A 6,561-nucleotide genomic window follows, 5' to 3' on the forward strand; every position below is an offset into this window, starting at 1 on the left:
AAATATGCTGCCCATTAAATCTTTACTCTTTACTTGCAGCTTATTTGTTTCTATAGTTGCTGTATCGCAACCAGATTCTTTGTTTTTTGCAAAACCAGTTATAAAAAAAGAGTTAGGTTGGAAAACTAAGAATGAAGTTGGTCTTACTTTAAATCAGGTGTCATTCACCAATTGGAACTCCGGAGGTACAAACTCTATTTCAGCAATTCTTAGTGGTAAAGCTTCTGCTAAATATAAAACTCAAGTATACTTTTGGAATTCTTCGCTTAACTTACGTTATGGATTAAATAAACAAGAAGGTAGAGCATTGTTTAAAACAGACGATGTTATAGAGTTGGAGTCAAATTTGGGTTTAGAGAAAAGTCCAGAAAGTAATTGGTTTTATTCAGCCAGATTTAGCTTTAATACGCAATTTGCAAACGGTTATAGCAATCCAGACGACGATAATCCCATTTCAAAATTTATGGCACCAGGCTATATGTTTCTAGGTGCTGGTATGGAATATGGTAGGCATATAGATAGATTTTCTTTATACGCATCTCCTATAACATTAAAAACAACTTTTGTTTTAAATGAAGCATTAGCAAATCAAGGTGCATTTGGTGTAAAACCAGCTATTTATGATACGGAAGGAAATCTTGTAAGAAAAGGGGAGTTGACACGTCGTGAATTTGGAATGTTATTTACGAGTCAATTTGAAGATGAAGTTTTTGAAAATATTAAATTAAACTCTCGCTTAAGACTTTATACAGATTATTTAATAAACTTTGGAAATGTTGATGTAGATTGGGAGGTTCATGTAAATATGAAGGTTAACAAATATGTGCAAGCTACCTTAGGCTCGCATTTAAGATATGACGATGATATAAAAGCCGAAGTAGAAAAAAACGAAATTACCAATGAAGAAATAGTTATAGAAGGTCCTAAAATACAGTGGAAACAAATACTTGGAGTTGGTGTTGTGGTAGATTTAGAGAGTGTATTGGTTAGTAGCTCGCAACCTTGATGTTAATTGAGGTGCCCTGTATTTAAATATTTATAATCTTCAAGCTCTTTGAGTTTTTCAATTTTTTTTGTCGCACCATTTTTTAAAAGGTAAATGTTGTCAGAGCAATCAATGATGTGTCTATACATGTGATCAGAAAGAATTATTGCTTTATTCTTCTTTTCTTTAGTTATTAAAGTCTTTATTTTTTCAATATATAATGGAGAAACATGAGAAAAAGGTTCATCGAGAAATACAATTTTACTTTCACATTTTAAAATAATATAGGTTTCCACAATACGCCTTTCACCACCAGATAGATTTTTAAATCTAGAGTTTTTGTAGATTTCAAACGCTTCAAAATCATTAATGAAGTAGTTCCAGTCTAATTCAAACAATTTAAAAGCATATAGCAACTTCATGTCTTTGGGTATAAAGTTGTGTTGAGGTAAGAATTTAACAAATCTGGTTTTATAAAGAGGCTTTAAGATAGGCTTACCATCAATTCTAACTAGCTTGTATTTAGGGTTTAAATTGCCAAAGGCAATATTCATTAAACTGCTTTTGCCACAGCCATTATGTCCTAATATAGAAGTTACTTTTCCAGTTTCTCCTTTTAGGTAAATGCCATGTAAAATACGTTTGTTTTTAAAGTATAGTTCTACATTATCTAATTCAAAAATCATTATTATTTATGTAAATTCCTTAAATACAATAAGGAAGCTAATTGTTAAAATGCAATCTACAATAAACATTGAAGAAAAAAGCTTTAATGGAGAAATGCCTAGATTTTTATAAAGAGTTAATTTTCGTTTGTTAGGTGTTTCTCTAATATAATACCATGCAAAAACCGTTAAAAATAATTTGGTAACTATAGCCGGAACTAAATGCGGATTAAAAAACCCGATAAAAGCGGTTACTATGGTAGACCAAACTACAAACGGTTTGTAAAATGCAAGTATAGCTAGGAATCTATGCATCATATATTTATAACGCATTATTAATTGATTTTATTTCTTGAATTATTTTCAATTTTAAAGCTTTAGAGTCATTGTTATATTCTTTTCTATGAGTTTTTTTTACTTTCTTTTTTATAGGTCTCTTGTGTTTTTTTAACATTATTTTCGATGAAATGCACGTAAGTTTCGATAAAATGACATATATTAGCCTCAACTTTTAAGCCCCTAACCTCATGAAAAATGCAAAAGTTATTGATATTATAGATGGAAATTTTGTAGATAACCGAATTCAATTTCAAGATTTATTAATTAATATTTCTACAAAATTTATCAATCACGACTTATCAGATATAGATAATTTAATAGAGACTTCTTTACGTCAAATAGGTCAGTTTGTAAATGCTGATAGAAGTTATGTTTTTACATATGACTTCGTTAATAGAGTTACATCAAACACACATGAGTGGTGTAATATTGGTATTAAACCAGAGAAAAGTAATTTACAGAATGTACCAATAGATTTTATAAAAGATTGGGTACATGCGCACGAAAAAGGCGAAGCATTTTGTGTGTCTGACGTTTCATTACTGCCTATATCTGATAATGAATATTGCTTGAGGAATATTTTAGAGCCTCAAGGAATTAAAAGTTTAATTGCAATCCCGCAAATTAGAAACAACGAGTTAATTGGTTTTTTAGGGTTTGATTCTGTGAGAGACATTTATCATTATTCTGATAGTGAAAAGGATATTTTGTTTGTTTTTGCAAATATGTTGGCTAACCTACAGCAAAGAAAAGAACAGTATGATATCATAAAAGCACAAGAAAAAAAGAGAGAATTGTTGCTAAAGAGTCTTTATTCTCAAAATGAAAAATTAAACGATTACGCTCAAATTGTATCTCATGATTTAAAATCACCATTAATCAATATGAATAATTTGGTAGAGTGGTTTATCATGGATAATAAAGATGTAATTAGTGAAGAAAGAATGCAGCCTTTAAAGAGCGTTTTGTTTAATGCTGAAAAAATGGATTTATTAATAAAAGGTGTTCTTGATTATTCTGTTGCATCACAAGAAGATACATTAGATAATTGTGTGGATTTAAACGCGATTTTTGCAGATTTAAAAAGAATAATGGCAATACCTAATAATGTATCTGTTATTGTTCAAGAAAACTTGCCAAATCTTAAAGGTAATAAATTAAAATTTCAGCAGTTATTCCAAAATTTAATCCAAAATGCCATTAAATTTAATGATAAAGAAAAAGGCATTATTAAGGTTAAATGTGAGACAAAGGACGATTTTTATCAGTTCTCAGTAAGTGATAACGGAATTGGAATTAACTCTGCCTACTTCGATAAAATATTTAAGACATTTACTAAACTAGAGAGTACAAGTGCTTCATCTGGTGTAGGATTGGCTATTGTTAAAAAGATAGTTAAACTGTACGAAGGAGAAATTTGGTTAGAAAGTGAAGAAGGCATAGGAACTACCTTTTACTTTACTATAAAAAAATAATATTCAACAATTATTACTCTAAAAGACTATATAGGATATATTCTAATTGTTAATATGTCCTATAAACTCCCGCTTTAGAATTCATAAATTATCGTATTTTTGAAAATCAATTTTTTGAAGAACGATGTTAGAGAAAATACAGATTGTAAAGCAACGATTCGATGAGGTAAATGACCTTATTATTCAACCAGATATTATATCAGACCAAAAGCGTTACATACAACTTAATAAAGAATATAAAGATCTAAAACAAATTGTAGACAAAGGAGAAGTTTACAAAGAGCTGTTAGATAATATTTCTGAAGCTGAAGAAATAATTTCAGACGGTTCTGATGCCGAAATGGTTGAGATGGCTAAAATGCAGCTCGATGAGGCTAAAGAACAATTACCTGGTATTGAAGAAGAGATTAGATTCTTACTTATTCCAAAAGATCCAGATGATGCTAAGAATGTAGTCGTTGAGGTACGTGCAGGAACAGGTGGTGATGAAGCTAGTATCTTTGCAGGTGATTTGTATAGAATGTATTCTAAATATTGTAGTGACAAAGGTTGGAGTACAAGTGTTGTGAGTATGAATGAAGGAACTTCAGGTGGTTTTAAAGAAGTTATTTTTGAAGTTTCTGGTGAAGATGTTTATGGTACAATGAAGTTTGAAGCTGGCGTACATCGTGTACAACGTGTGCCACAAACCGAAACCCAAGGACGTGTACATACTAGTGCAGCAACTGTTATCGTTTTACCAGAAGCGGAAGAGTTTGATGTAGAGTTAGATATGACAGAAGTACGTATAGAACGTACTACGTCAACTGGTCCTGGTGGGCAATCTGTAAATACCACCTATTCTGCAATTAAATTACACCACGAGCCTACTGGAATGATTGTGAGTTGCCAAGATCAAAAATCATCTCACAAAAATTTAGAAAAAGCACTTAAAGTATTACGTTCACGTTTATACGAATTAGAATTGGCTAAAAAGCAAGCTGCAGATTCTGAGAAGCGAAAAAGTATGGTGAGTTCTGGTGATAGAAGTGCAAAGATTAGAACTTACAACTATCCACAAGGACGTGTTACAGATCATAGAATAGGATTAACATTGTATGATTTACAGAACATCATAAATGGCGATATTCAAAAAATAATTGACGAATTAATGTTAGCCGAAAATACAGAATTGCTAAAAGCTAACGATGATGTGATTTAGATTTCCTGCGAAGGCAGGAACCTAAAATAGAGTAAAATTTGTTTAAAATATGAGATTCCTGCCTTCGCAGGAATGACAAATATGACAACAACGCAACTAGTTTCTGAAATCCAAAAAAAACAATCCTTTCTTTGTATAGGATTGGATGTAGATTTAAATAAAATTCCTAAGCATTTATTAAAAGAGGAGGATCCTATTTTTGCTTTTAATAAAGCTATTATAGATGCAACACATCATCTTTGTGTGGCTTACAAACCCAATACAGCATTTTACGAAGCCTATGGAATTAAAGGATGGCAAGCATTAGAAAAGACAATAAATTATCTCAATGAAAACTATCCGGAGATATACACTATTGCTGATGCTAAACGTGGTGATATTGGTAATACAAGTACCATGTATGCTAAAGCCTTTTTTGAGGATTTAGGTTTTGATAGTGTTACTGTAGCACCTTATATGGGAAAAGATTCCGTAGAACCTTTTTTAGCTTTTCAGGATAAGCATACCATACTTTTAGCGTTAACCTCTAATCAAGGAGCTTTCGATTTTCAGACGAAAACTGTAGATGGAATTGAGCTTTATAAAGAGGTACTGAAAACTTCAAAATCTTGGCAAAATTCTGAAAATCTAATGTATGTGGTAGGTGCTACCAAAGCCGAATATTTAGCAGATATAAGAACTATTATTCCAGATAGTTTTTTGTTGGTGCCTGGAGTAGGAGCGCAAGGAGGTAATCTTCAAGAGGTATGTAAATATGGAATGAATGATACGGTTGGTTTGTTAATCAATTCATCTAGAGGAATTATTTATGCTTCACAAGAAGAGGATTTTGCTCAAGCTGCTGCAAAAAAAGCTGAAGAATTACAAAAGCAGATGCAAGAAGAATTAAATCGTCATTCTGAGGAATGATAATGACGTGGAAATCTCTTAAATTTGAGGTTACCTCGGAAAATACATCCTCTTGCAATGATACATTTAGACCAACTCAATCGTAAACTGCAATTAAAAGTTACACCAAAACGTATAGTGTCGTTAGTGCCTTCTCAAACCGAGCTATTAATAGATTTAGGTTTAGAAAGTACTGTAGTAGGTGTTACTAAATTTTGTGTTCACCCAAAACAAATACGAAAGGATAAAACCATTGTAGGAGGTACTAAAGACATACAGCTTCAAAAAATAAAAGATCTTCAACCAGATATTATTCTTTGTAATAAAGAAGAGAATACCAAAGACATTATAAAAGAATTAGAGCCTGTTGCGCCAATACATATTAGCGATATTAATAATCTTAAGGATTGTTATCAGCTTATAAATATGTATGGTAAATTGTTTAATGTAATGTCTAAAGCTTCAGAGATAATTGATAACATTCAAAAAGAGCGAGAGCAATTTCAACATAAAATTAAAGCTAAAGAAAAAAGAAAAGTAGCTTATTTTATATGGAAGAATCCATGGATGGTTGCAGCTTCAAACACTTTTATTGATTTTATGCTAAAAGAAGCAGGTTTTAAAAATGTTTTTGAGTTTGAAACGCGTTATCCAGAAGTTGATTTAGAAAATTTAAAGCTAGATGAAACGGATTGCATTTTTTTATCTAGCGAGCCATATCCATTTAAGGAAAAACAAGTTTTAGAGTTGAAATCTTATTTTCCTCAAAATACAACAGCAATAGTAGATGGCGAAATGTTTTCTTGGTATGGAAGTAGATTACAGAAAGCTTACAAGTACTTTCTAACGCTTCACAATTAAAAAATGAAAAGTCGGTACCTAACTAAAATACCGACTTTCAAATCTAACTAACTTACCAACGCTTTTTTATGACTCGTCATCATTTTGCACTGCAAAGATGTAAGCTTTCTTGAGATTAAATGTTATGTTAATATTAGCATATAATTA

Annotated in this window: 7 protein-coding genes; 5 read left to right on the forward strand and 2 right to left on the reverse strand. The window is 31.2% G+C overall.

The window, feature by feature from the left end; translation table 11 throughout:
* Window positions 1–4 precede the first annotated feature (4 nt).
* Window positions 5–1,006 (forward strand): DUF3078 domain-containing protein, encoded by a 1,002-nt coding sequence (locus N4A42_RS11125; protein ID WP_294073950.1) that lies wholly within the window; start codon window positions 5–7, stop codon window positions 1,004–1,006.
* Window positions 1,007–1,008: 2 nt separating this feature from the next.
* Here the strand turns inward: N4A42_RS11125 and N4A42_RS11130 are convergent, their stop codons facing one another.
* Together N4A42_RS11130 and N4A42_RS11135 are read right to left on the reverse strand one after the other, a co-directional pair.
* Entirely contained in the window at window positions 1,009–1,671 is a 663-nt protein-coding gene (locus tag N4A42_RS11130; protein ID WP_294073952.1) for an ATP-binding cassette domain-containing protein, read from the reverse strand.
* Between the two features lie 6 nt (window positions 1,672–1,677).
* Window positions 1,678–1,983, reverse strand: a complete 306-nt coding sequence (locus N4A42_RS11135) for a hypothetical protein (protein ID WP_294073954.1) — start codon at window positions 1,981–1,983, stop codon at window positions 1,678–1,680.
* A gap of 194 nt (window positions 1,984–2,177) precedes the next feature.
* Here N4A42_RS11135 and N4A42_RS11140 point away from each other — a divergent pair, with 194 nt between their 5' ends.
* The 4 genes from N4A42_RS11140 to N4A42_RS11155 all read left to right on the forward strand — a co-directional run bounded on the left by N4A42_RS11140 (window position 2,178) and on the right by N4A42_RS11155 (window position 6,414).
* A complete protein-coding gene (locus N4A42_RS11140; RefSeq protein ID WP_294073956.1) occupies window positions 2,178–3,464 on the forward strand; it encodes an ATP-binding protein in 1,287 nt (428 codons plus the stop codon).
* Window positions 3,465–3,588: 124 nt separating this feature from the next.
* Window positions 3,589–4,665, forward strand: coding sequence for a peptide chain release factor 1 (prfA, locus tag N4A42_RS11145; protein ID WP_294073958.1), 1,077 nt, complete (start codon window positions 3,589–3,591; stop codon window positions 4,663–4,665).
* An 81-nt stretch (window positions 4,666–4,746) separates the two neighbouring features.
* On the forward strand, window positions 4,747–5,574 hold the full coding sequence (gene pyrF / locus N4A42_RS11150) for an orotidine-5'-phosphate decarboxylase (RefSeq protein ID WP_294073960.1): 828 nt from the start codon (window positions 4,747–4,749) through the stop codon (window positions 5,572–5,574).
* A 57-nt stretch (window positions 5,575–5,631) separates the two neighbouring features.
* Window positions 5,632–6,414 carry an ABC transporter substrate-binding protein gene (locus N4A42_RS11155; protein WP_294073962.1) on the forward strand — a complete coding sequence of 261 codons (783 nt, stop codon included), beginning with the start codon at window positions 5,632–5,634 and terminating at the stop codon, window positions 6,412–6,414.
* Window positions 6,415–6,561 lie beyond the last annotated feature (147 nt).

This window comes from Winogradskyella sp., assembly GCF_025210595.1.
Lineage (GTDB): Bacteria > Bacteroidota > Bacteroidia > Flavobacteriales > Flavobacteriaceae > Winogradskyella.